Here is a 22,987-nt window from a genome sequence, read left to right as displayed (position 1 = left end):
TGAACCCACCTGCGGCCCTTGGCAAACAAACGCCGGAGGGACAGTAGTGACGAGGGCTGGCTCACTACCCCATCTCGGCCGGGACTCCGTTGAGCTTGATTTTGTCCCGGCGGCCAGTGTTCGGATCCGTGCGGTGCAGATAGAAGGTCTTGCCCTTGAACGGTCCTTGCATCAGGTCGAACATCATCGCCTCACCGAGTTTGTTGTCGCTACTGGAGAACGGCGCTACGAATTCCACGAGCCAGAGTCGGTCGCCGGATTTCCAGTCCTCAAGTGCAAGGTGTTCGCCTTGCTCCAACTTTTGTTCGGCCGCTTCAGAGAGGTACGCCCAGACGGCAATGCCCAGCGGTAGTTGCTCCAGGCCCTCTCGGCTCATGCCAGCCTTCTGGAAAGACTCCAGATTGACGCCGTCCAGAGCGGCCAGCGGGCCGAACCGGAAGATCCGGAACTGCTCCTTCACGATTGCGGGCATGAAGGACCATTCGAGGTCCTTCAGCTTCAACTCGCGATGCAGGGGGGATTGGCTCAGCAGCCAGACGATCTGACCCAGCGCTTCGGCGATGGTATGCGGAGCACCGGCAGGGGACGCGGGGGTAGTTTGGATGGAGTCGGTCATCGGCTGGCGATCCTGTAATCGGGAAGTGCGGTCAAAAGTTCAAGCGCACGTGGGTCATTGATGTTTGCGCCGAAGTCCTGCTGCACGAACGGCTCGGCAGAGAACGTGGCCATGGCTTCGATCATCTGGAAGCGCTTCTTCTGTGCGATCGCGAGGCCATCGTGCAATGCCGAGCGTGTAGCGACGTCTGTGGGTTCGAAGTCCTCCGGTGACGACTCAGCCGCGGCCAATGCGTGCACGATCTTCTCCGGTGCCGTTTCAGTCAGTCGGCGCGGAGCAGTCTGTTGCACGACAGGCTCCGGACGATCAGGTGCATCTTTGAGGGCCGCCCGCGGTGCAACGTTGTGTTGCTCCACCAGATCCCGATCGGCAGTGCGGTTGACGCGGCCTGGTGCGGCATCGCCGGTTCCTCGGTCACGTTCGCTACGGTCGTCGACACCAATCGAAGTCGACGGTACCTCTTCGTCCACTTCCCGCAACTCGCAGTTCACAATTCTCGGCGGCGGGTCCGATGCAACCACCGTCGCGGGCACCGACGTTTCGACACCGGCGGAAGCCAGCAGGCTCGCGACGCTCGTCTGGTACGCCAGGAATACGTCACCCGCTACGCCAGCGCTGCCATCGGCATAGCCGAAGGTGGTATTCGCGTAGATCACGTTGGCGTCCGGACGAGCCTGTGCTCCCGTACGCACGCCGGCGAGTGCTATGTACTCGATGCCGCGATCGGACAGCGATGCCAATTCGTTGGCCTGGCTGATACCGTCCTGGTTGGCGTCCTGCCAGACCTGGAATTCGGCGAAGCGTGCGTCGAGTGCGGACAGCTGGCCGTCGTGGTTGCTGTCGTAAGCGGCCAGACCCTCGAGGTCGGAAACCGCGCCGGCGACATCGCCGGCGAAGGAGATTTCCGTACCGTTGTTGATGCGTCCGTCGTGATTGCGGTCGAGCACCAGCAGGCCATCGCCCGCTCCGACCCAGCCGGTGCGTTCGGTGGTGCCGTTACCGTCCATGTCGAACAGCGTCGTGCTGGTGTTCGGACTGACGAGGTTGAGGCCGTTGCGGTCGAGATCGAGAACGATCGGGGCCAGGGACTGGCCTTGCAGCGTGACGCTGATGACGATCGGATCGCTGCGATTGCCGGCCTGATCTTGCGAGACCACGGTGACCTTGTAGCTGACGGTGTCGTCTTGGACCAGGTAATAACCGGCGCCGCCACCGCGCGGATCTTCCCCATCCCCGGAGATCCATTCCGTGAACGTGGCCTTGAGCAGGATCGCGCCCGTACCGTCACCGTACGTTTGCAGCGCGCCTGCCGTGGAGACCTGCTCCGGCACCCAGTACTCGTTGTAGGTGGTCGCACCGCTCCAGGTATCGGTGTTCCAGTCCTGGCAGAAGTGCCACTTCTCCACGCTCAGCACCACGAACGACGTCGCCGAGCCTTCCGGATCCGACTTGTACAGACGCGAATTGGCGAACTGGATGTAGGGCCGCTCATCCACCGGGCCCACGTTGATGGTCACCCAGGCGCTGCTGCTCAAGCCGGTACCGGCGCGGTCGCGCACCGTCACCTGGACCTGGTGGCTGGTCGCGGTTTCGTAGTCGAGCGATCCCTGGAGATAGAGCTGGCCGGTGGTGGCGTTGACCGAGAAGCGCGCGGTGTCGCCGCCAGTCAGCGAGAACCGCGGATCGCGGTTGTATGACTGACTGTCCGGATCCCAATACCCCATGGTTCCGATCAGGGTCTGTCCGGCGCCCGGCGAGTTTTCGTTGACGGTGAAGCTTGCGGCGTTGACAGTCGGTGCTTCGTTGACGTCCTCGACCCGCACGGTGACGGTCGCGGTGCCGACGGACGATAGGCTGCCGTCCGTGGCCCGCACCGTCGCCGCGTACGAGGCTTCCAGTTGCCCATCCCCATCGGCGTCGGTCAGCGTGACGCCACCGGCTGCCACCAGGGCTTCGAAGTCGGAATTGAAAGTGGGCGCGAATTTGAGCTGGTTACCGGAGATCGTGAACCACCCCTTGGGATCGCTGACCAGCTGATAGCCCGGAGCAGTACCGTCGGGATCGGTAGCGGACAAGGTCGCCGCCACCTGGTTGGCCAAGCTCGTTCCCTCGGCGCTGATCGTGATCGGTTGCGACGTCACGACCGGGGCGGATGGCGCCTCGTTGACGTTGGTGAGGCCAACGACGAAGTTCTTGTCGAAGGTGGCACCGCTGGCATCGGTCACCCGAACGGTGATGGTGTGCGACGTCGCCCCTTCGTAATCGAGCAGTGCGCCGTTGGCCACAGTCAGAGCGCCGGCCGGGGTGATGGCAAAACGACCACCCGCATTGTTGACCAGGCTCAGCGTCAGCCCGTCCCCCACGTCCGGATCCGCGCCGGCGAAATTCGCTATCAGGGTGCCGTTGGCGACGTTCTCCGCAACCGTCAGCGCGCGATCACCGGTGATGTCGTACGGCGTGTCGTTAGCGTCTTCGATACGCAGCGTGATCGTGCGGGTCGACGCGGAATCCAGGGTACCGTCGGTGGCCTTCACCACCGCCGAATACACCACTTCCTGACGGCCATCGCCGTCGCTGTCGCCTACGGTGAGTCCGGCGGCCTTGAGCGCCTCGAAGTCGAAGCTCAAACCGGACGCGATCTTCAGCTGGCTACCGGAGATCGTGAACCAGCCACGCGGATCGCTGGTGATGACGAAGACGGGTGCGGTGCCATCGGGATCGGTGGCCGCCAGATTGGCAACGACCTGTCCCGCCAGAGCCGTGTTCTCGTTCGCCATTACGATCAGCTGGCTGCTCACCGTCGGCGTGGTCGGCGCCTCGTTGACGTTGTTGACGGTGATCGTGAAGTCCTTGTCGTACGTCAGTCCGCCCGAGTCGGTGACGCGTACGCGGATCACGTGCGAGGCCGCGGCCTCACGATCCAACAGCGCACCATTGGCCACCGTGAGCACGCCGGCGCTCGAGAGGGCAAAGCGGCCGCCCGCATCGTTGAGCAGGGAGTAGCTCGCAGCATCGTTGTCGGCATCGGTGCGCGAGAAGTTGGCCACCAGCGTGCCATTGGCCACGGCCGCCGTCGCCGTCGATTCGTTGATCGCCAACGTGCGGTCGGCGGCGATATCCGTCGGTCGCGCATTGATTACAAAGGCGAGCGAACGCGTGGTCTGCGTGGTGTTGCCGTTGGACGTTTCGCGCGCGATGGCGGTGACCGTCAACGCGCTGGCGCCAGTGAGATCCTGCGACCAGGCGCTCGGCCCCACGATCGCCAGGCCGGTCAGCTGCGCCGGCGTCAGACTCCACACGCCGTTGCCCAGGTTGGTGCCCTGGTTGAGGATCAGGCCGGTCGGCAGATTGGAGATGCGGACTTCCAGCGTCTCCGAACCGTCCTGGTCGGCCAGGGCCGCCTGGATGTCCAGCGCCAGCGTGCCCGAGTCCAGCGTCGGCGTCGCCGCGACCGCCTTCGCCACGCTGATCGTCGGCGCATCAGCACGCGCATCGATGGTGAGCAGGAAGCTGCGCTCGCTGACCAGACCGCCCGGGTCGGTAGCCTGCAGGCTGATCTGCACCTGGCCGCTGGTGTTGGCCTTGGTGCTGACCGTCACCGTGCGCACGCCATTGGCGTCCGGTGCGCTCACGGTCGGCGTGTTGACCAGCACCGTCTCCAGCGTTTGGGTGCCGGGCTTGAGCGCCTTGGCGACGACCGTCAGGCCGGTGACCGGCGTGATGTCGTCGGTGACCGTGAACTGTAGCGTCAGCGTGCCGTCTTCGTTGATTGTCTGGTTGGCTACGCTCGAGATCACCGGTTCGCCATTGGCGTCCCAGTACTGCTTCCAGCGGTTCTCGAACGCGAGGTTGGCGTGCAGCGTGTCGTAGGCCGCCTGCGTGGCCGGCTTGGTGTAGCCGGCCATCAGGGCGACCAGCGCCTCGGCGTCGATCGTGTCGGAGTAGTGCGAACCGGAGACGATGAAGTCGATCTTGTAGTTGGCGCGATCGGAGGCAGTCGCGGTCAGGTACCAGTTCTTGACCGTGGTCTGTACCGCGGTGCCGATCACCGAGATGACCAGGTCGTCGCCGCTGCGTGCGAACCACAGCTGGTTGCGATTGATGCCGGAATACCCGATGGCATCGATGTCGGTGCCGTTGGGGTCGTAGTTCTGGATCTCGTCGACACCGGAGTTCAAGTCGATGAGATACACGTCGCTGCCGGTACCGCCGATCAGGATGTCGTTGCCCGCGCCACCGATCAGCTGGTCGCCGCCCGGGCCGGCATCGAGGACGTCGTTGCCGGCGCCGCCGTCGAGCAGATCGTTGCCGGCGCCGCCGCGCAGCACGTCGTCGCCATTGCCGCCTTCGAGCACGTCGTCGCCGGTGCCACCGATCAGCGTGTCGGCGTAGCTCGAACCGACCACGCGTTCGATGCCGACATACGTGTCGCCCGCCGCATCGTTCAGTGTGCCGCCGATGGTCAGGTCGAGGCTCACGCCGGCACCGGACGATTGATACGTGACCGTGTCGTAGCCAACACCGCCATCGAAGCGATCGGCACCTGCATCGCCAAACAAGGTGTCGTCGCCGTCGCCGCCGAGCAGCTGGTCATCGCCGGCATCACCGCGCAGGGTGTCGTTGCCGAGCCCGCCGTCGAGGATGTCGTTGCCAGCGCCGCCATACAGCGTGTCATTGCCGACTTCACCGTAGAGCGCATCGTTGCCCGCGCCGCCATACAGTAGGTCGTTGCCGTCGCCACCGCGCAACGTGTCGTTGCCCAGGTCGCCCTGCAGCGTGTCGTCGCCCAGTTCGCCCCACAGCTGGTCGTCGCCGTCCTGGCCTTGCAGGACGTCGTTGCCATCGCCGCCGTAGAGGTCGTCGTTGCCCGTGCCGCCCAGTAGCGTGTCGGCGCCGCCGTAGCCATAGATCACGTCGCGATTGGCCTGGCCCGTCAGCGTCTCGCCGTTGGCGGTGCCGTACAGATAGTCGTCGCGGTTGTCGACGGTGAAGCTGAAGTCCTTCTCGTAACTCAAGCCGCCTGCCTGGCCACCCCGGTCGGTGACGCGTATACGCACCGTGACTGTGGCGCCGGCCTCGTAGTCGAGCCACTGGTTGGCCTTCAATCGCAGCTGATTGCCGACGACTTCGAAGCGGCTGTCGTTGACCACCGTGTAGGCGAAGGTCGCGAAGTCACTGCTACCGGCGGTGTCCGGATCGGATGCCGCCAGCGTCCCGAGCACGATCGCGGGACGCGTGGCGCCCGAGGCAGGGCGATCGCGTTCGGCGACCGAGCTGACGCTCGGGGTCAGGGTGAGGTTGGTCGGCGCCTCGTTGACGTCTTCGATCAGGAACGAGAATAGCGTGTCCTGGCCTGAGGTCAGCGTGCCGTCGGTAGCGCGAACCGCGGCGTTGAAACGGATCTCCTTGATGCCGTCCCCATCGGTGTCTTCCAGCGTCGCACCCGCGGCCAGCTGTTCGAAGTCGATGGTGGCGCCACTGCGGATTCGCACACTGCTGCCCACCACTTCCAGCCAGCCGTTCGGATTGCTCGTCAGCACCAGACTCGGCGTGGTGTTGTCCGGGTCGCCCATGACGAAGCTTGCGGCCGTACCGCCTGTAGCGTTCTCGGCGAGTACCGCCGGCACCGTCGTCGACGGCGGCGCGACGATGTACGGCGCTTCGTTGATGTTGCGCACGGCCATCACGAAGCTCTTCTCGAAGAAGGCACCGGCCGGATCGGTTACGCGTACGCGCAGGGTGTGGCTCGTGGCAGCTTCGTAATCGAGCGCGCTGCCATTGGCGACACTGAGCACCCCTCCCGGTGTGAGCGCGAAGCGGCCACCGGCATTGTCGATTAGCTGGAAGGTAAGCGTATCGCCGTCGACATCGGATCCGGTGAACGTACCCAGCACGGTGCCGTTCGCGGCGCCTTCGTCGACCGCCAGCGTCGCCGGGCCGGTGAGTGCGTTGGGAGCATCGTTGACCGGACGTACTTCGACATCGATCCGCTGCTCGACGCTGTTGCCGTTCGCGTCGGTGACTTTGACTACGAACTGGTCCTGCCCGTTGGCGTTGGCGCCCGGCGTGTAGGTCCATGCACCGGTGTTGGCATCAAGCACGACCGCGCCCAGGCTCGGACCCTTAGACAGGGCGTAGCCGGTGATGTTGTCGTCGTGGTCGACGGCGTTGACCTGGCCCGAGATCACGACGTCTTCGTCGGTGACGCGGGTCTGGTCCGCGACCGTGGGAACCGCCTTGCCGCCGGCATGCCAATAGGTGTTCAGCAGATCGGACACGGACTGCGGCATTGCAGCCGGAACAGCGGCCGAAGCCTGCACCATGGCGTCGATCAGCGGCGTCGCCGCATTGAAGAACAGCGCACCGCTGGTGGTGGTGATCTTGTAGATCTTCGTACTGGAAGCGTCACCGAGCAGGAAGTTGTCCAGCGTGATCACGGTCGAACCGCCGATGACTGAGATCAGCAGGTTGTTTCCGGAACGGCTGAACCAGATGCGCGACGCATCGACGTCGGCAATGACGATCTCGTTCTTTAGGCCATTGGCATCGATGATCGTGTCGGCGCCGCTGTTGGCATCGAACACATAGGTATCGTCGCCGGTGCCGCCCTTGAGCTGATCGTTGCCCGCTTCGCCGCCGAGGATGTCGTTGCCGGCGCCGCCATCAAGGAGGTCGTTGCCCGCGCCACCGGCCAGCTTGTCGTCGTCGGCATCGCCGAACAGCACGTCGTTGCCGTCCCAACCGCCCAGCGTGTCCTTGCCGGTTCCGCCGTACAGCGTGTCGTCGCCTTCATCGCCGCTAAGCTGGTCGTCGCCACCATCGCCCAGCAGCGTGTCGTTGCCGAAGCCGCCGCTGATCAGGTCTTTGCCGAGACCGCCTTCGAGATGGTCGTTGCCATCGTCGCCGGAGAGACCATCCGCGCCGTCGCCGCCGTAAAGCGTGTCATCGCCGGCGCCGCCCACCAGGACGTCGTCGCCGGCGCGGCCATCCAGCACGTCGTTGCCGCCGTAACCCGCCAGCCGGTTGGCACGCGCGTCGCCCGACAAGGTGTCGCCGAAGCCGTCGCTGCCCGAGACGTTCTCGATGGAGCTGACGCCATTGGCATCCTTTGCGATCACGTCACCGGTGGCATGTCCGCCACTGGCCGTGGACGTCGCCAGATCCACGATGACGCCCGCATCCGAGGTGATGTAACGAATCGTGTCGCCGTACGCGGTTCCTGCCTGGGCTGCCGCGCCTGCGCTGACGCTATCGTTGCCGCCGTCGAACGTATCGGCTCCGATGCCGCCCTCCAGCGTGTCGTTGCCGTCGCCACCACGCAGCGTATCGTTGCCGGCGAGGCCGGAAATCACGTCGTCGCCGGCCAGGCCGTCCAGCGTGTCCGCACCTGTGGTGCCGAACATCACGTCGCCGTCGGTGGTGGCGTTCTCGCCGGTGAGAACGAGCTTGCTCAGATCGGCCGAAAGGCCATCGTTGAGTTGCAGCGTTTCCACGGCGGCGCTGCCGCCGTCGATGGCGACCGAGAAGTTGCTGCCCGCGACAGACAGACCGCCAGCCGTGCGCGTGATGGTGAAGTCCGACAGACTGATGCCCGCTTCCAGCACCAACTGGTCACGGCCGCCATCGCCGGTACCGAACGCCTCGCGGATGACCTGACTTCCCTTGCCCGTCGCCAGCAACTTGCTGTCGATGTTCTGCGTATTCCAGGTCGAGAACGCTGGGACCGCCGGCGCTTCCGAGGTGGATGTGATGGAATTATCGAAGTAGATGACAGCGCCATCAGCCTTGCGGGTGATAGTGAGTTTGTAGATGTAACGGTCGGGGATGCCCCGACGTTCATCGCCGACGATGGTCTGCAGAACATCCCAGCTGGCCTGGAATGTGTCGGCATTGAATGCGCCACTGCTCGTGAATAATTCTTCGATGAGGTAGCGACCTTCGGCAATGCGCACACCGGTGTCGCCGCTGCCCACCTCGTAACTGTCGTCGCCGGCGCCGCCGTAGAGCACGTCGTTCCTGGTAGCGATCAGCACATTCGCGCCGCCGTCGCCGCCGAGGTGGTTACCGCCGCCAGCCGAACCTTGCAATCCTTCGACGGATACCAGCGAATCGCCCAACGCATCCCCAGTGTTGAAACGGGAATAGGTGGAATCGAGGTAGGCATGCAGACCGGTTCCTTGCGTCGAGTACGACGCGATGTCCAGGCCTTCGCCACCTCCGACGAAGTCCGCGCCCGCGCCGCCTTCAAGCACGTCGTCACCGGCGCCACCGAACAACACATCCACTCCGGTGCCGCCCCGGAGCGTGTCGTTTCCGGCATTGCCGGCCAGGATGTCATCGCCCATGCCGCCGTCGATGAAGTCATCACCGCCATTGCCAGTCAGCCAATCCGCACCGGCAGTGCCCGCGACCGTGTCGTCGCCCTCGCTGCCACCGTCGAGATTCATCGTGTCGACCGCATGTCTTCCGGTCGCGGCGAACACGAAATTCTCGATCGACTTGCCGACCGTGAACCAGTCCTTGATGGTGATCTGATCGTTAGCGGCATCGAACGCAGAAACGCTGTTCTCGTCGCCGATCGCCAGTTGCAGATCGTTTCCGTTGCGACGCAGCTGCACGTCCTGGATGTCGATGCCCACGCCGAACTCGAGCGTGTCGGTGCCCGCGTTGCTGGCGATGTTGCCGTCGACCGCACCACCGTGGCGCTTCAACGTCTGGGTTTCGTCGTTCCAGTCGTATTGGCCCACCCACTTGGAGCCATCGAAATACACGACGCCGTCCTTGGTGACGGTGCCGTTGGCCTGGAGCACGTAACCGTTGACGTAGACGCCGCTCCGCCAGACCAGATCCCAGTTGTTGACGAAGTCGTCCATCACAACGTCCTGGCCGTCGCCGCGCGAGTAACGGAACACGTCGTCGCCGGCGCCGCCCACCACGGTGTCGTTGCCACGGCCGCCGGCGATCAGATCCGAGCCCGAGTTGGCGCCCAGCCCACCGTAGACAAAGTCGTCGCCCGCGTCGCCAAACAACGTGTCGTGCCCGCTACCGCCCAACACCGTGTCGTTGCCGGAGCCACCCAATACCCAATCGTTGTCGCCGTCGCCGGCGACGAAGTCGTTGCCCGAGCCGCCGTTGACGAAATCGTCGCCCGCGAGCGCGCGGATCACGTCATCGCCGGCACCGCCGTACAGGAAGTCGGCACCGTAGCTGCCGAGAATCACGTCGGATTCGCCGCTGCCGATCACCATCGACGTAATGTCGCCGAGGCGGATTTCTTCGCCATCGGCAAAGCGCAACCATTCGACGCGGCGTCCGGCCAGGAACCAGTCCTGCACGGTGAGTTCGTCGCCGGTAAGCACGCCGTTGCCGTTGGCATCCGGCGCCATCAGCGCGATGGTCAGATCGTTGCCTGACCGGCGCAGCACGATGTTCGCCATCGTGACGCCGGCGCGGAACGCGATCGCATCTTCGCCGCCGCGGACCGACCCGTCGATTTCGTAGGCGCCGCCGCCGGCCCAGTTGCGCGCCTGCGTGCCGGCTCGGATTTGCTGGTAAAGCTGTTCCAGCGGGTCCTGGGTACCGCGCGACATATCCGCGTTGGCTTCGTCGAAGACGACGTCTTTGCCGTCGCCAAAGCCGAAAATGTACTGATCGGAACCGGAGCCGCCCAGAATGGTCGCTTCACCGTTCGGGCCACGATCGTCTCCTGCGCCCGCTTCGAGAATGTCGCCACCCGCTCCGCCCACCAGGCGGTCTACGCCCGCGCCGCCCTTGAGCCACTCCGAGCCCGCGCTGCCGTAAAGCCGATCGTCTCCATCGCCGCCGTCGAGCACGTCGCCATTGCCGCCCCAACCGGCAACTGCAGCGGCTTCGGCCGCGGTGTCGGTGATCTGGAAGCCGGTGTTGGCCACGTTGGCCGCGAACAGCGTGTCGTTGCCTGCGTCGCCAAACAGCCAGTCATCGAGCCTTCCGCCGACAAGCACGTCGTTTCCGTCGCCGCCAAGCGCATCGTTGCCGAGGTCTCCAACGCGTATCACGTCGTCGCCGGCGCCACCGTCGATGATGGCGGTGAAGTCGATGACATGAGGTCCACTGGCGGCGGCGTCGTTGATCGTCAATCCGGACGCGTTCGTAATCGTGTCCAGGATGACCGTGATGGCGTCGTTACCCGTGGTACCGGCGATACGCTCCTTCGATTGGGTATCGACAGTGTCCTCGATGATCCGCGCCAGATTGCCGTCGGCGCCGAGGACTGCAAAGAATCGCGCGTTGTCCTCCAGGTGCATCACCACGTTGCCAGGCGTTGCTGCAACGCCATCGACGGTGCCATCGTTGATCTGATCCAGGAATGCACCGAATCCGCCGATCCAGTCGGTGAAGCTGCGCTTACGCAGTCCCAGTTCGCTGGCACGCGCCAGAGTCACCGCCCAACCAGCCGCAAAGGTGCTGTGCGGATCCGCCAGGATGGAAGCCTGGATGAAGGCGCGGTTTTCAAGATAGCGGGCGAAGTCCCGCGCCATCGCGATGTCGCCGAACAGTCCGTTGAGGTCGAACGACCCGGAAACGTTCGGCATCTCTGCAGACGCCGGCGCACCCGTGAGCCGCATGCTGGATACCAGCGCTCGCTTGCTATAGACGTCGCCGCCTACGAGGCGGGTAACCATGTCGCTTACCGCCACGTAGATGCCGTGCTGGACGATGTCCTGGACGTTGCGCGACTTGACGTTCGGCGCGGACCAGTAGACGTAGTCCTTTGACTTGAAGCCGTACTCGCCAGCGCGGACTTCGGCACCATTCACGAGCTTGGCGCCAGTGGCATCGATGATCGAATTGAGGGAGTGGGCAACCGTCTGAGCAACTGCCGCTGCTGCAGGCCTTGACCCATGGCCTTTCGATCGCGTGTCTCCGATGACGAAGTTGTGACTCTGATCACTCCAGATGACTGTGGTGCGAGCCTGTGGCTTCGTCCCAATGGATTCTCCGAGAAGTCCACCGAGGATGTAGCCCACGAATGCGCCAACCGCTGCGCCAACGAAGCCGCCGATCTCTCCGCCAATCTCGGCGCCCCACTTGGCCCCCGCCATCGCGCCCACCGCCGTGCCGAGTTGGGCGCCGATCTGTCCTTCCATGGTCTCGAAGTCGACGACCTTGGAGGCGAGCTTGGTTCCGATGAAGGAACCGACCACATTCCACAACATCGCAGGATTGATGTTGCTGGTGACCGTCACGCCCTGTACGCCCGCGGCCATGTCGGCCACGTTCTTGATGATCTGCGTGAGGACCGCCGAGCTTGCGGACTGTGCCAGTTGGCCCAGCGTGCCCTCCAGACCGAGGTCTTTGATCAGTTCAGCCGTCAGATAGGACGACACCGCACCGATGGCCCCGTTGCGAAGGTCATTGGGCAGATCGGCGAACATCTCGTCCATCGCGTCAGCGAGGCCGATGTCCGACATTCCACTCCTGGCGAAGGCTTCGGCCAGGTTCTCGCCAACTGCGCCCAGTACGATCGAGCTGATCGTGCCAGCAAGCTGGTTGTCGGAGAGGAGTCGGCCCAGTGTCGAGCCGAAAATGTTGCCGATGCTGCCTACATCGATCCCATGGAACGTCGCAGAGTCGTTGACAGTCCGCCAATCCGTGCGCGCGCGGTCCTGGGTGCCTTCCTCACCCTGGCGCGTGAATGTGACGGTGATGGACCCGTACGTATAGGTGGTCTCGAGCGTATCGAAGCGATGATTGTTGTCGAGGTCTTTGAACTCCCCCGACTCTAGTGTGTTGTTCTGTTCTCGACCTTCCAGATCGGGATGAATGATCTTGTAGGATTCGAGATCGGTATGGCCGTCGCCATCGATGTCGTGGCCCGAGAAGAAGCCGAAGCGGCCATCCGGACCGGTCGCCATGACCATCTGTGTTCCATCCGGGCGGGTAACGCCGAAGCGCGCCTCGAACCCGCCGGGCAACGCGTCGACCAACGACGTGTTGTGGACCCTGAAGCCACCGGCAACGTAGGTGTGGTAATCGGCGACCGTGAAATTGTAGGTGTCGACGACGAAGCCACCTTCGCTCGATCGATAACCGCCGACATTCGCCAGCTCCTCGCCCTCGATGCGTTGCCCGCGCAGCGCCACCAGGTCTCCACCCGCGCGCACGACACGAAGCCCGTCTCGCAGGATTTCTTCCACGGTGTGGAAGGTGCCGTCTTCGCATAGGAACGGATGGAACGGCGTTACACCGACGCCTCCTTCCAGCATGAAGATAGCGTCAGTGCTGTTTCTCAGCAACGCTGTGACGACGCCCGGCACGAGCGGCCCAAAGCCATCGAACGCCGCGACCTCATCGCCGGTCGCGATGTTTTCGATGACGGTCGTCTGGCCGTTGGCGAGCCGGATGGGAGTCCCGGCGATAAAGCATCGAAACGGCTCCAGAATCTCTGGAACGCGTGGGTTATAGGCGATAGGGAGGATATTTCGATGCGAGCCGGCATCCAGCATGAAGCCCGTGTAGTTCAGGAGCTGGTCATGCCCGATCTTCAGGAACTCCTCATATTCGCGCTTGCCCTTGTCACTTCGGCCAAACACGGCCTTGAGGAGTGTCTCGACCGTCTCGGCGCCCGGCTTCGCCAGACCGAACAGGCGGTTGCCGTAGAGATCGGCCTTCGGGTCGTAGTAGGCGACGACTTCCCCGCCATCGCCCCCAATCGTCGTGTCGACAATCTTGAACGCCACGGCGCTTTTGCCACCCGTGTTACTGGTCTCCAGATAGCCGCGATACCGACCGTCAGCCGACGTGACGTAGGACGTCCGCTGGTCTGGAGTCAGGGCATACAACTGTTGGTCAGTGAAGCCAAAACTCGACGCCTTCAGCTGCGCACTGCTTCCGAACTGCACCAGCAGCGCTGCGAAGGTGCTTTGCTTGAAGGGGAACTTCCATTGGGACCAGTCCGCGGTGTTCTCTTCAAGCATGGCCCGCGTCGGGGCCATTGGAGTTCCACCGTACTGGTGTTTGTCGTAGACGGCGGAATCAAAAATGACGCTGCCGCTGTCGATAGCGTTGAATCCCGCCTGGCGATCCTCCCAACGCTGGGCATTTCCTGGAAACAGCTCCCCCATGCCGAGCTGCTTCCATACGGAGTAATCCAGGTAATGCAGTTCCTGCGCGGTGAGCAGACCATCGCGTCCGGTGAGCAGTTCGCGCTCGATCCCATCGAGCATGCGCTCGATGATGTTCTTAGAGAAGTCGTCGAGGGTCAGGCTATAGCGTTCACCCGCTCTGAGCTTTGCAGCAGCGTTACCGATCGCTGCACCGGCGCCGTACACGCCGGAGTTGGTCGTGATCGACGCCTGCATGGTCAGCTGTTCGATCGTGCCGGCAATCTGGCTCGCGCTGAAGTTCTGCTTGTAGTACTCGATCAGGTTGGAATAGACGTTTCCGCGAAGCGGATTCGGACCGTTGAGCAGCGCGCGTTGGTTCTGGATGAACTGCAAGAAATCCATGGAGGCCCCATACTTCCTGTGTAATGTGTTCTTGTTTGTTGGTAGCGCAGTTATTGCCAGCTCGACACGAGCCGCCTTAGCTCTGTCGCGCGCTGCTGCCACTGGTGGACGCCACTTGCCTTGAAGTGGATTGATGCCAGGACGTTGCGCACCGGCATGATTTCCAGACGGCAGGTGTCCTGCGTTGCTGGATCGTCGAAGCTCACGCAATCCAGCTGCACGAACTCGTCGTCGCGGCCACTGGGATGGATATAGCGATGCCGGATCGAAATTCCGGGCGAGTCGTCGATGACGACGCGATCCAGCCCGGCCTCCGGATCATGACTTGTGCCTTGCAGCTGCTGGACGTATTTCAGCGCGCGCTGGCTGCGCTCCGCCCAGCCATCGGCAGATTCGGCCAGGGTGACGATCAGTACGTCCTGGGTAAGCTCGTGCTCCGTGTTCGCGAAGCCGGAACGTTCGAACGGTATTGCGAGCTCGATGTTGCGCGCGATCAGACGGTCGTCGCGCACTGCTTCGATGGCAGCTGGACTCAGATAGCTTCGGGGTATGCGCAATATGGGAGGGTTCAGCGGATCGAGACCGGGCTTGGCCCAGTCTGTAGTGCCGTTGAACTCTACTGCGACGGTGGCGTCGGCTTCGTACATCGTTTGTTCCCATCCCTGAAGTTGTGGTACTTGAGCAGTCGCGCTGGCGAGTGGTTCGCAAGCCGGCAGACATAGAAGAATGGCGAGCGACAAGACCTTCATTACCGCTCCCTTCCCGCCTCGCTCACCTTGCGGGCCAACGGCGACAACAGGAATTCGATGATTCTGCGATCCCCGGTCTTGATCTCTGCGGTAGCAGCCAGGCCCGGCGCAAGCAGAACGCGACGGCCGTCAATCTGGATCCACGGCTTGCGCATGCGGATGCGCGCAGGAAAAAGCAGGCCTTCCTTTTCGGTCTGCACAGCGTCGCCGCCAATGTGTTCGATCTCACCCTCGACCACACCGTAGCGAGTGAATGGATAGGCCTCGAGCTTGACCTCGACCGATTGACCGCTGTGCACGAAGCCGGCGTCGCGGTTGCGGACCATCGCATCCACCACCAGCTCGCCGTCGTGGGGCACGAGCACCATCAACGCGTCCGCCGGCTTGACCACGCCGCCAACGGTGTGGACCTGCAACTGCTGGATCACGCCGGCGACTGGTGCGCGCAGCAGCGTGTGCTCGGCCTTGTCGGTCGCCTTCTTGAGTTCTTCGGCGCGCAATGCGCGCGCGGCTTCGGCTTCGGTCAACGCGTCCAGCGCTTCGCGTGCAAATTCGCTGCGCAGCTTGGCCTGCTGCTGGCCGACGGCCGCCTCGCCGGCCACCGCCTTGCTCTGTTCTTGACGACGGATCGCCAGGTCCTGACGCATGCCGATCACGCGCTCCTTGACCTCAGCAACGCGCAGGCGTGGCACGTAGTTGTCCTTGCTCAGCTCTTCCATCTTGGCGAGCTGCTCGGTCGCCAACGGGAGCTGCTGTTCCAGCTTGACGACTTCGGCGTCGACCATGCCGCGATCGCCATTGCGCTGCAGGCCCTCTTGTCGCAATCCGGCCAGCGCGGTTTCAAACTCATGCACTTTTGCCGCCACCAGCGCAGTCTGGATGGCGACCATCGCATTTGAGGTGCCTTCGGGGGGAATGAATCGCGCTGGCTTGCCCGCAGCGTGATCCGCCAGGGCCTGCGCACGGGCCACATCGATCTGCGCGGTCAACAACGCCTGACGCGCTTGTGCGACTTCGGCCTTGCTGACCGTCGGATCCAGATCGATCAGCGGTGCATCCTTCGCCACTACCTGGCCTTCGACCACGTAGATCTGTCTGACGACACCGAGGTCGGCCGACTGGATCAGCTTGATGTTGCCGCGCGGGATGACCTTGCCTTCCGCGACGGCCACCACATCGAGTTTGCCCAGACAGGCCCAGAGCAAGGCGAGGAGCAGGAACGACAACAGCAGCCAAAGCACCAGGCGACCCATCGGATTGGGCGGGCTCTCCAGAATCTCCAGAGCGGCCGGCAGGAATTCCGGCTCGGCATGCAGCTGGCGGTTGGCGCGACCCTCGCGGTCAATGGCGAGACTTTCTCGCAGCACGTCGAAGTGCCGCTTCCATCCTTTGAACATCAATTGCCTTCCTCAGGCGTTGGATCAGGAAAGGGCCGGGCTCTGCTGCTGCAGCCCCATCTGTTTGCGGTACAGGCTGGAGTAGCGCCCGTCGAGCCGCAGCAGATCTTCGTGCGATCCGGTTTCAGTAATCTGACCGCGTTCCAGCGTAATGATGCGGTCAGCCTGGCGAACGGCCGAAAGGCGATGCGCGATGATGATCACCGTGCGGCCCTTGCTCATGTGCCTTAGGTTGGCCTGGACGATTTCTTCACTCTCTGCGTCCAGTGCGGAGGTCGCTTCGTCGAAGATGAGCACTTTGGGATCGGTGGCAAGTGCTCGCGCGATAGCGATACGCTGGCGTTGTCCGCCCGACAGGTTCGCGCCGCGCTCGTCGATGCGCGCGTCGTACGCCTCGGGCAGTTCCAGGATGAAGTCGTGCGCGCCTGCCAGTTTCGCGACTTCGACGACCTTGCTCATCGGCATGGCCGGGTCGGCCAGAGCGATGTTCTCGCGCACAGTGCGGTTGAACAACAGGCTTTCCTGCAACACCACGCCGACTTGCCGGCGCAGCCATGAGGGATCGACCAGCGACAGATCGACGCCATCGATCAGCAGGCGCCCACGTTCCGGCGTATGCAGGCGTTGCACGAGCTTGGCCAGCGTCGACTTGCCCGAACCGGACGGGCCGACCACACCAATGACCTCGCCGGGTGCGATGCGCAGGTCGAGCCCGCGCAGGATTTCTGGGCCATCGGGGCGATAGCGGAAGCTCACAGCCTCAAGCAGGATCTCGCCCTTGATCGCAGGAAGACTTGAGCGCGAAGCAGACGCGACGGGCTCGGTCGGCGAATTGAGAATGTCACCCAACCGGTCGACCGCAATGCGGGCCTGCTGGAAGTCCTGCGCCAGCTGCGCCAGGCGCAGTACGGGTCCTGCCACCTGTCCCGCCAACATGTTGAAGGCGACCAGCTCGCCTACCGTCAGCTTGCCGCCGATTACCAGGCGTGCGCCGAAAAACATCAGCGTCACGGTGGCCAGCTTGTTGATCAACTGGATCGCCTGCGAACCCCAGTTGGCGAGCATCGAGGCCTTGAGGCTCGCCTGGATGTAGCCGGCCAGCTGGCGGTCCCAGCGGTTCTGCATCTGTGGTTCGACCGCCATAGCCTTGAGCGTTTCCACGCCGGTAACGGCTTCCACCAGGAACGACTGGTTCTCGGCACCGCGGACGAATTTCTCATCCAATCGCCGCCGCAGGATCGGGCCGACCACGGCCACCACGATCGCGTACAGCGGCAGCGTCACCAGCACGACCAGCAGCAGGCTCGGGCTGTAGATCCACATCACCGCCAGGAATACGACCGCAAAGAACAGGTCGAGAACGACGGTCTGTGCGGAGGAGGTCAGGAAGCTGCGGATGGTCTCCAGCTCACGGACACGTGCAACGGAATCGCCGACGCGGCGTGCCTGGAAGTATCCCAATGGCAGATGGGTGAGGTGCGCGAACAGCTTGGACCCAAGCTCGGCGTCGACTCGCGAGGTCGTATGCGAGAACAGATAGGTGCGCAGGCCGCCCATCACGACCTCGAACATCGATACCACTAGCAGGCCCAGCGCCAGGATTTCGAGCGTGCTGATGCCCTTGTGCACCAGCACCTTGTCGACCACGACCTGGAAGAACAAGGGCGTGACCAAGGCAAGGATCTGCAGGAAGAACGATGCGACCAGCACATCGCGCAGGAGGTGCCGATATTTGACGATCGCGGGAATGAACCAGGTGACGTCGAACGCCCGCGCCACGCCGGCGATCCGTTCGCGCGTGGTCATGACGATCAACTGGCCGGCGAAGGATGCTTCGAACTCGCCGATGGGCACCGTGACTGGACGCTGTTCGATCGGGTCGAACAGCAACGCGCGCTCGTCATCGGCCTTGAGCAGCAGCGTATAGCGGCCATCGCTGAGGCAGGCGATCGCCGGCAGCGGGTAGCTGGTGAGGCTGCTGGCGCGTGCCTTCACTAGGCGCGCCTTCACCTCCAGCCGCTTGGCCAGACGCAACAGGTCGGTGGGAGTGACGCTTTCGCCGGCCTTGCCGAGCAGGTGACGGAGTTGGTCCGGTTCCGCCGGCCGGTCGAGATAACCCAAGAGGGCGACAAGGCATTCGAGCCCCCCGTCGTCCATGACGTCATTCAACATACTGAAAATCGATTCCTTGTGCCGCTTCCCCAAGCGACGACAGAAGGTAACACGCGGCACCGCATTTTCCACGTCCCTTTGCCTCAAAGCCTACACATCGCCTCCTGCGACTATTTCACTGCCTACGATGACCCGCGTCGTTGCAAATGGTCGTATGCGCCTCTACGAACCGATCGATCCGGAGTGTCCTTACGCATTGACTGACAAGGATCCGTGCAGCCTCAGCTCAACTCGCTCCTGGCTGTAGCCGAGTACTTTGGATCGGATGTGGTTTCGATTCTCACCGACCCGCAGGAAGCAGCTCGACAGACCTCACTAGAGATCCCTCCGATGGCAGCCAAGCGGGGTAAGCGTCCGTTTGCGGCGTTGGGCAAGAAGAGGTCCGATTGGTTCAGGAATGTGCTCTGTGCAGCAATCGATAGCCCTCCGCTGCATCCATCTTTACGGGCGTTCTGCCGCCAACATGACTACTCCCCATACTCGGCCTTCGGGTTCCATTCCGAGCTTTGCCGGAACTCGCCAATAAGCGGCATCAATGGCTGGAAGCAGACAAAGTTGCCGCGGAAAAGCGAGCCGCTGAATGCGCCCGCCGGATTCGCTTCGCTTTCCCATCAATGACTACACGACGGTTGGTCGCCCAGGTTGCGGCCGAAGCACGCGTGGCGATTCACGTTTCGAGAAGGGTCTGCCGGGCTCGATCACCTTCCGGATAACGATCAACCACTAGCGACGCGCGTACTGACCACCGGGCAGATCAAGGCCATCCGAGACAGCACAGGACTCGCTTGGAGCGGTCGCTGCCCTCATTGGCGGCCGCGCCAGGACCATCTCAGCGGGCGGCCATTTTATGCTCACAAATGCTTGTGCGTTAGACCATAAATTGGCCGCATCCGCCGCTACGCTCCACGGTGCCCGAGCTTCCGGGCGAACGTCTGGTTTCCAGCGGGAGCTGATTTCGAAGCGAGTGCTAGGTGCCGACCCAAGGTAGACATTCAAGAAGGTCACCTGCCTGGTCCCTGTTCGAATTCTGCCGCCGCGCAGTAGCCTGTCGCGATGGACTCCCTGATCGCCGCCGCCGGGCGCGCCCTCGTCGCCGGCGATGCGCTCGGCGCCCTCAAGCGCGTCGCGCTGCGCGACGACCCGCCGGCGCTCGCTCTGCGCGGCATCGCCATGGCTCAGCTTGGCGAGTATCCGCGTGCCCGCGAGCTTCTCCGGCGCGCCGCGCGCGGCTTCGGTGCGCGCGAGGAGTTGGCGCGCGCTCGCTGTGTCGTCGCAGAGGCCGAGGTGGCGCTTGCCATGCGCGATTTGGGCGGCTCGCCGCGCACGCTCGCGGAGGCTGCGGCCGCGCTCGCGGCGCGTGCCGATCACGCCAACGCGCTGCAAGCGCGTCTGATCGCGGTGCGCCGGCTGCTCCTGCTCGGTCGCCTCGACGAGGCCGCTTCTTCGCTGGCCGGCCTCGACGCCCTTGGACTGCCGCCATCGCTGGCGGCGGTGGCTGAGTTGGCCACTGCCGAAGTGGCGCTGCGTTCGCTTCGCACGGCGGCGGCGCGCTTGGCGCTCGGTCGCGCCTTCGATGCGGCGCAACGCTCACGCGTGCCCGCGCTGCTCGCCGAGGTGACCGAGGCGAGCGCCGCGCTCGATCGTTCCGCCGCGCGGCTCATCCACGCCGGTCATGAGCAGCCGTTGCGCCTCGATGAAGTCGAAGCGCTGCGGGTCTCGGGTGCGTTGGTGGTCGATGCCTGCCGTCGCGGCCTGCGCGCAGGCGATCTTTGGCAACCGCTGGCGCGACGGCCGGTGTTGTTCGCATTGCTGCGCGCGCTCGCGCAGGGCTGGCCCGGCGACGTCGATCGCAACACCCTGATCGCGCACGTATTCCGCACACGCCGCCCCGACGATACGCACCGCGCGCGCCTGCGCGTCGAGATCGGCCGCTTGCGCGCGCTGGTCGCGCCGCTGGTGGACATCGAGGCCAGTGCGCGCGGTTTTGCACTCGTGCCGCGCGACGGGCGCGCCGTCGTCGTGCTGGTGCCCCCGATCGATGGCGATCAGGCGTCGCTGCTGGCGCTGCTCGGCGATGGCGCGGCTTGGTCGACCTCGGCGCTCGCCCTGGCGCTCGGGGACAGCCAGCGCACGGTGCAGCGTGCGCTTGTCGAACTGGAGACTGCCGGGCAGGTGCGCTCGATCGGCCGCGCACGCGCGCAGCGCTGGCTGTCGCCGCCGCTGGTTGGATTCACGACGATCTTGTTACTCCCGGCCGCGATGCCGCCTGAGTAGATTGACCCCACGGCGCCAAGACCGGTGCCCAACAGGAGCCAGGCAATGTCCCCCACACCCGTCACGACAGACCACACGACCGAGCGGGTACCGGCCCGCGCTGCAGAGATCGTGCGTGAGTACGGCCCGTTCGAGGGCTCCGGCAACGTCGCCGGTGTCACCTACGACGGCCACCACGTATGGGCGGCCACCGGCCCGACCGTGCTCGCCTTCGACCCCGACAGCGGCGAGGTCGCGCGCACGCTCGACTGCGCCGCAGACGCCGGCACTGCTTTCGACGGCAAGCACCTCTACCAGATCGCCGAAGCGCGCATCCACAAGATCGATCCGGCCACGGGCGACGTCGTGGCGTCGATTCCCGCGCCGGGCGCAGGCGGCGACTCGGGTCTGGCCTGGGCTGAAGGCAGCCTGTGGGTGGGCCAGTACCGCGATCGCAAGATCCACCAGGTCGACCCCGACACCGGCGCCATCGTGCGCACCATCGAGTCCAACCGTTTCGTCACCGGCGTGACCTGGGTCGACGGCGAGCTCTGGCACGGCGTGTGGGATGGCGACGAGAGTGAACTGCGCCATATCAACCCGGACAGCGGCACCGTGCTCGAGCGGATCGAGATGCCCCGGGGCACGGGAATCAGCGGGCTCGAATCCAACGGCGCCGACCTGTTCTATTGCGGCGGCGGACCGAGCGGAAAGGTTCGCGCTGTGCGTCGGCCGAAGCGGTAGACGCCGAGAACGTTCAAGCAGCGCAGTTTCAAGCGCTTGGCGCTGATGCATGGCACCAGCGTCAGCTCAGCTCAACAGCGGCAATCGATAAGGATGCCGGCTGAACCAACACGCGCCCCGTCACCGAAATATTGGCGGCCCAACAGGGCTGTTGCTGGAGAGAGGATATGAGTGAGGCTTACACCGGCGGATGTGCCTGTGGTGCGATCCGTTATGAAATTTCCACCGAACCGATGGTGATGAGCGATTGCCAGTGTCGCGACTGTCAGCGCAAGAGCGGCACCGGGCACGGATCCTATCTGACCTTCCCTCGCATGGGCGTACAACTCAAAGGTGAAGCCATGCATTGGGACATCGTTGGCGATAGCGGCAATGTAAAGACACGCGCCTTCTGCCCCACCTGCGGTTCACCGGTCTACATGACGTTTGCGGCCATGCCGGCTATTTTCACCGTGCACGCTGCGAGTCTTGACGATCCAGGCCGATACAAACCGCAAATGGTGATGTACGGCGTGCGCGGTTACGCATGGGATCACGTTGATCCAGGCCTTCCGAAGTTCGACAAGATGCCGCCGATGTGAAAGTGCAAGCCGCGTAATGCGGGCTTGAGCCCGCCCATGCGCTGAGGCGCGATTCGCCCGCGACGCAGGCGCGAATCCGGGCACGAAACGGTCCTTTGTCTACCCATTCACTTCCGGTCTGTCGGCCGGAGACGGGCGCGCCTTGCCCGCGCATCCACCACCCACGATGGCTTATCGGCCGAGGAGCACACACATGAATACCGCGATTGCTGAATTGAACGCCGTCGACCATCCCGTCGTGTCCAAGGATCGATGGCTTGCCGCACGCAAGACGCTGTTGGCGCGCGAGAAGGAACTCACCCGCCTGCAGGACCAGATCGCACGCGAGCGCCGCGCGCTGCCGTGGGTGCGCGTCGCCAAGAATTACATCTTCGATACGCTCGAGGGACCGCGCAGACTCGCCGACCTGTTCGAAGGCCGCAGCCAGCTGCTGGTGCAGCACTTCATGTTCGCGCCGGGCTGGGAGCAGGGCTGCAAGAGCTGCTCCTACATGGCCGACCACAACGACGGCGCCAACGTCCACTTGGCGCAGCGTGACGTCACGCTGCTCGCCGTCTCGCGCGCGCCGCTCGCCGACATCGAGCGCTTCCGCGAGCGCATGGGCTGGCAGTTCAAGTGGGTGTCCTCGCACGGTACCGACTTCAACCACGACTTCGGCGTCAACTTCACCCAGGGCGAGATGTCCAATGGCAAGGTGGACTACAACTACGTCACGCAACCCTTCCCGCATGAAGAGGCGCCCGGCATCAGCGTGTTCTACCGCGACGATGCGGGCGAGGTATTCCACACCTACTCACGCTATGGCCGCGGCGTGGAAGTAATGATGCATGCGTACGCCCTGCTGGAGCTCACGCCCAAGGGCCGCGACGAGGACGAGCTGGATTATCCGATGGCGTGGGTGCGCCACCACGACCGCTACGAGCCGGAAGTATCGGCGAAGGCGACATCGGCCGCCGCCTGCTGCGCGTCGCAGGCATGAGCCTGC

Annotated in this window: 9 protein-coding genes; 4 read left to right on the top strand and 5 right to left on the bottom strand. The window is 64.0% G+C overall.

Going from position 1 to position 22,987, the window contains the following annotated elements; translation table 11 throughout:
- Nucleotides 1-64 precede the first annotated feature (64 nt).
- Genes ACYVGK_RS02655 through ACYVGK_RS02635 form a run of 5 tightly spaced genes read right to left on the bottom strand, consistent with a single transcriptional unit; the run spans nucleotide 65 to nucleotide 18,409 of the window.
- Nucleotides 65-616: a toxin-activating lysine-acyltransferase gene (locus ACYVGK_RS02655; RefSeq protein WP_460731671.1), complete on the bottom strand. Its 552-nt coding sequence runs from the start codon at nucleotides 614-616 to the stop codon at nucleotides 65-67.
- Nucleotides 613-14,106: a cadherin domain-containing protein gene (locus ACYVGK_RS02650; protein WP_460731670.1), complete on the bottom strand. Its 13,494-nt coding sequence runs from the start codon at nucleotides 14,104-14,106 to the stop codon at nucleotides 613-615. Before ACYVGK_RS02650 ends, ACYVGK_RS02655 begins: the two co-directional genes overlap by 4 nt.
- Nucleotides 14,107-14,156: 50 nt before the next feature.
- Complete coding sequence (locus ACYVGK_RS02645; RefSeq protein WP_460731669.1) at nucleotides 14,157-14,855, bottom strand: hypothetical protein; 699 nt, start codon at nucleotides 14,853-14,855, stop codon at nucleotides 14,157-14,159.
- Complete coding sequence (locus ACYVGK_RS02640; protein WP_460731668.1) at nucleotides 14,855-16,252, bottom strand: HlyD family type I secretion periplasmic adaptor subunit; 1,398 nt, start codon at nucleotides 16,250-16,252, stop codon at nucleotides 14,855-14,857. The genes ACYVGK_RS02645 and ACYVGK_RS02640 overlap by 1 nt, the downstream gene beginning before the upstream one ends.
- 24 nt (nucleotides 16,253-16,276) lie before the next feature.
- Nucleotides 16,277-18,409, bottom strand: coding sequence for a type I secretion system permease/ATPase (locus tag ACYVGK_RS02635; protein ID WP_460731667.1), 2,133 nt, complete (start codon nucleotides 18,407-18,409; stop codon nucleotides 16,277-16,279).
- 1,068 nt (nucleotides 18,410-19,477) lie between these two features.
- On the opposite strand from ACYVGK_RS02635, the gene ACYVGK_RS02630 reads away from it, so the two are divergent.
- The 4 genes from ACYVGK_RS02630 (at nucleotide 19,478) to ACYVGK_RS02615 (ending at nucleotide 22,981) form a co-directional block, all read left to right on the top strand.
- On the top strand, nucleotides 19,478-20,698 hold the full coding sequence (locus ACYVGK_RS02630) for a helix-turn-helix domain-containing protein (protein WP_460731666.1): 1,221 nt from the start codon (nucleotides 19,478-19,480) through the stop codon (nucleotides 20,696-20,698).
- Between the two features lie 45 nt (nucleotides 20,699-20,743).
- Nucleotides 20,744-21,421: an NHL repeat-containing protein gene (locus tag ACYVGK_RS02625; RefSeq protein ID WP_460731665.1), complete on the top strand. Its 678-nt coding sequence runs from the start codon at nucleotides 20,744-20,746 to the stop codon at nucleotides 21,419-21,421.
- Between the two features lie 167 nt (nucleotides 21,422-21,588).
- Nucleotides 21,589-22,002 carry a GFA family protein gene (locus tag ACYVGK_RS02620; RefSeq protein ID WP_460731664.1) on the top strand — a complete coding sequence of 138 codons (414 nt, stop codon included), beginning with the start codon at nucleotides 21,589-21,591 and terminating at the stop codon, nucleotides 22,000-22,002.
- Between the two features lie 193 nt (nucleotides 22,003-22,195).
- The gene (locus tag ACYVGK_RS02615) at nucleotides 22,196-22,981 is read left to right on the top strand and encodes a DUF899 domain-containing protein (RefSeq protein ID WP_460731663.1); all 786 of its coding nucleotides are present in this window, start codon (nucleotides 22,196-22,198) and stop codon (nucleotides 22,979-22,981) included.
- Nucleotides 22,982-22,987 lie beyond the last annotated feature (6 nt).

The sequence above is a fragment of the Lysobacter tyrosinilyticus genome, assembly GCF_054779815.1.
The sequence above is the reverse complement of the archived record's forward strand: the minus strand, read 5'-3'. Positions and strand labels throughout refer to the sequence as shown.